Below are 4,107 nucleotides of genomic sequence, written 5' to 3'. Positions count from 1 at the left end.
CTAGGTCCCGCTCACTCGCCGCGATTAGCTCAGGTTCATCAATTGGCGGTGCCAGCATAGCGTCGCAATGCTCATCGTAAGACCTTCTGCCAAAATCGATCCGGCCGAATTGCTCTGCTATGAGCTGAGCGGCACGTTCGGGAATTTCAGTGAGCAACGTTCCGAGTGAAGTGAAGCTGTAGTGTTTCTCAAGGAGGTTGGGGAACTGTGTTAGTTTGCGTGTCAGCTCGCCCCACCCAATGACGTGAACTCTGAACAGGCCCTGCTTTTGATGTTCGACAGTTAGTTCGCGAGCCCTGTCCTGCAGTTTGGCGTCATCCGCATTGATGGTGGCTACCGTAAATTCCGTGAGCTTCGGCTCAAAGCCTTTCGCCTTCTCGACTTCTACATCGAGACCTTCGATGGTGAGCTTCGGTGGAGGCCAGCTCCGCCTGCCCTTGCATTGCACCCCAGCGACGCCGCCTCCGGCGAGAGAGCCGTATATGTCCACCCCGTTCTGCCTCTGTCCTTGACGCCCGTAGCGCGTGGCATTGTGGTCGCCCCAGAGGTTTTGGAACGTGTCGGCGCACATGTCCTCGAAGGCATCCCAGTCCTTCGGTGGCGGCAGATGAACGGTAGCGGCGTTGGCCATTATCCTTGGTCGGGCTTGAGGCAATCTTTCGATCCGTCTCGGATTTACGGATCGTGCACAACCCTGTTTGGAACAAGTGTCGAAGAATTCAACTTTTCCCGACGAGCGTCACATGCCGGTGCCGGAAATTAGTGTTTTCTACGCTCCCTTCGAAAAGGTAGGCCCGAAGAACTATCCGTTTGCGGCTGCGCTTGCCTCGACGGCGGTGTCCAGTTTGCGGGAGTCGTTCAGGCGGCGGCAATAGTAAACTCCAGTCAGGAAGCGTGAAGGCTACCTTGCGGACGAGCTCTTGATGAAAATGTCCGCTCTGGAGGAGCCTGGGCGGCCTCCGAACGTCCGCAATGGGGACCGGCCGGACAACCCAGATCTTCGCTGGGTCACGTCCGCACCGAGCCACAAGCCGCGACAGCTCTCTCCTCAGGCCGCCCGCGTCGCCCCGGCATATTGCAGCGGCGTGATCCCGTGGCAGCGCTTGAAGTGGCGGGTCAGGGCGCTCTGGTCGTAGAAGCCCGCGGCGACGGCGACCTCGGCGAGCGGCAGGCCCTGCGCCAGATACCGGCCGGCGCGGTCGACGCGCAGCTGGGTGACATAGGCGTGCGGGGTCAGGCCGGTGGTGCGCTTGAACAGGCTGATCAGCTGGTACTGGGTCAGCCCGACCGCAGCACTCAGCTCCGCCAGCGAGATCGTCTCGCCCAGGCGCGCCTGGATGAAGTCGGTGGCGGCCCGCAGCCGGGTGCGGTCGCGCGGCCCGGGCTGGATCCGCGCCTCGCCGCTGCCGTGGCGGCGAAACAGGGTGCCGAAGGTCGTCACAAGCAGCTCGCGCTCCAGCAGCGGGTCCTGCCCGGCCTGCAGGGCGCGGTGCAGCGACAGGAAGCCGGCGATCAGGTCGCGGTCGGCGAAGGCGTTGCGGGTGAAATAGGTCAGGTCCTCGACGCCGAGCGACCGCGCCACCTCGTGCAGCGCCGCCTCCTCCAGATACAGCGCGCGGTACAGCCAGCGCCGGCTCTCGCCCATCCAGCCGGCATGCGGCTCGACCGGGTTGAACACGAACAGCGCCTGGTCCTCGCTGGCCGGCTCGGTCACGCCGCGGGTCTTGATGATCGAGCCGCCGCCCTCGGTGACGGCGACGACCAGCGCCTCGTGCCGGTGCGGCGGATATTCCTGGGTGCGGAAATCCGCCTGCATCAGGCTGAGGCCGGGGACGCTGCGATCCTGCCAGTAATGGGCAATGTTCAGCCGATCGACCCGGGCCATGCCGCTCTCCCAAGACCGCTTGGAAACGCTACTGGTGCGGCCGTCTGACGGCGGTTTCTGCGCTTCCGGTGCTCACGGACTTCAACGTCCGCTGCGCGCCGGTTCTCGAAACCACCGCCATCCGACTCACACCAGCGCATTTCCAAGCGGTCCCTGAAATCCACCAGAACCTCGATTTCCGCCAATAGCGCCGGTGCCGCCGGCGCCAGACTGCCCGAGTTCACTCCATCGGGTCGTTCATCATGGCACGCTCCTTCTATCACGAGAATCCGGATCGCCTCGTCCTCGAGACCGAGGTGATCGACGCCCGGCCGGGCCGGGTGCTGCTGGCGCAGTCCCCCTTCTATCCCGGCGGCGGCGGGCAGCTGGCGGACCGCGGCACGCTGCGCTGGCAGGGCGGCGAGCACGCCGTCGCCGGCTTCGAGCCCGCGGGCGGCCGGCTGTGGCACCTGCTGGAGGACCCAACGGCCGAGGTCGCCGGCGCGGTCGAGGCCGTGGTCGACCCCGAGTTCCGCCGGATGATGCGCGAGCTGCACACCGGCACCCACATCCTGAACGCGCTGGTGTTCCGGCATTTCGACGGCGCGCTGGTCACCGGGGCGCAGCTGGGCGCCGACGGCACGGCGCGGCTCGATTTCGACCTGCCGGACGCCGATAACGACCGGCTGCGCGCGCTGGAAGGCCCGATCAACGAGGTCGTGCGCCAGGACCTGGCGGTGCGCGACGACTATGTCACGATCGCCGAGGGCCATGCCACGCCGGGGCTGATCCGGTCGAAATCGGTGACGCCGCCGCCGACCGCGGACGGCCGGATCCGCATCGTCGACATCGCCGGGCTGGACCGCCAGGCCTGCGGCGGCACCCACCTGGCCTCGACCGGCCGGTCGGCGCCGATCCGCATCCTCAAGGTCGACAACAAGGGCCGCCACAACCGGCGCATCCGCATCGGCCTGGCCGGGGCGGCGCCGTGACCGCCGCGCCGGGCGGGGGCCGCCTGCCGGGCCGTGGCGGCCTGCCGGGCCGATCCGCCGGTCTCCTGGACCTGGTCTGGCGCCGGCCCTATGCGCTGCTGCCTTTGCCGCCGCTGTTCTGGGCCGGCAACCTGGTGATCGGCCGCGCCTTCGCCCAGGAGCTGCCGCCCTTCGGCCTGACCTTCTGGCGCTGGGTGGTCGCCTCGGCGGTGCTGCTGCCCTTCGTCTGGCGCGACCTGGTCGCGCATCGGCGCGCGCTGCTGGCGCATTGGCCGGTCATCGTCGCCTGCGCCGCCAGCGGCTTCGCCGGCTATCCCGTGCTGAACTATCTCGGGCTGCACAGCACGCCGGCGGCGACGGCGGCGATGCTCAACTCCACCCTGCCGCTGATGGTGCCGATCTTCGCCTGGGCGATCACCCGGGAGGCGCCGCGCCGGCGCGTCGTGGCCGGCATCGTCCTGTCCTTCCTCGGCGTCGGCTGGATCGTCGGGCGCGGCGACCCCGCCACGCTGGCCACGCTGTCGATCGGCGGCGGCGAGATCCTGGTGCTTCTCGCCGTCGCCGGCTTCGCGCTGTACTCGATCCTGCTGCGCTGGCATCCCAGGAGCGTTCCGGACATGGCGTTCCTGGCGGCAACGACGCTCGCGGCCTGCGTCCTCATGGCGCCGTTCTGGATCTTCGAGGAGACGGCGGGGCGTTCGGTTCCGGTCGCGTCCTATGCCGTCGCCTCGCTGCTGTTCATCGGCGTGTTCTCCTCGCTCCTGGCGACCCTGTTCTGGAACCGCTGCGTGGCGACGCTGGGGCCGGCGCTGACCGGGGCGTCGTTCCATCTCATGGCGGTCTATTCCTCGGCGCTCGCCTTCCTGCTGCTCGGCGAGCCGGTGCACGGCTTCCACCTCGCCGGCATCGGCCTGATCCTGCTCGGCTTCGCGATCGCGGTGCTGTCGGGGCGTCCGTTCCCGTTGCCTCAAGTGCTCACCGATGGCCTCTCCCGCTTGCTGGGCTTTTTCAGAGTGTCTCCTGGGCCATCGCGAAGGCCAGCAACGACATCGACCGAAAGAAAAACGAGTCCCCCCTCCCCTCGCGGGAGGGGGTTAGGGGGAGGGGGTTTTCGCCGTTGAGGCCAGCCTGAACTCCGGCCATCCAACCTGGCTGCGGGACCTGTTCTCTGCACATTCGCGCGCGGACGCGCGCAGACCCCTCCCCCTACCCCCCCCCCCCCAGGGGGGGGGGGGCAGGTAGGGGGTACGG

At 67.8% G+C, this 4,107-nt stretch carries 4 protein-coding genes; 2 read left to right on the top strand and 2 right to left on the bottom strand.

Features of this window, described 5'->3' with window-relative positions; all coding sequences use genetic code 11:
* Positions 1-631: hypothetical protein (locus AAHM41_RS39335; RefSeq protein ID WP_342242089.1), on the bottom strand; the 631-nt coding region annotated here is incomplete at its 3' end.
* A gap of 417 nt (positions 632-1,048) precedes the next feature.
* A complete protein-coding gene (locus AAHM41_RS39330) occupies positions 1,049-1,885 on the bottom strand; it encodes an AraC family transcriptional regulator (protein ID WP_342242088.1) in 837 nt (278 codons plus the stop codon).
* Between the two features lie 242 nt (positions 1,886-2,127).
* Here AAHM41_RS39330 and AAHM41_RS39325 point away from each other — a divergent pair, with 242 nt between their 5' ends.
* Positions 2,128-2,856 (top strand): alanyl-tRNA editing protein, encoded by a 729-nt coding sequence (locus tag AAHM41_RS39325; protein ID WP_342242087.1) that lies wholly within the window; start codon positions 2,128-2,130, stop codon positions 2,854-2,856.
* Positions 2,853-3,977, top strand: coding sequence for a DMT family transporter (locus tag AAHM41_RS39320; protein ID WP_342242086.1), 1,125 nt, complete (start codon positions 2,853-2,855; stop codon positions 3,975-3,977). Before AAHM41_RS39325 ends, AAHM41_RS39320 begins: the two co-directional genes overlap by 4 nt.
* Positions 3,978-4,107: the final 130 nt, after the last annotated feature.

It is taken from the genome of Inquilinus sp. OTU3971, assembly GCF_038440215.1.
Note: the sequence above shows the minus strand (reverse complement) of the source record. Positions and strands in the feature narration are given on the sequence as shown.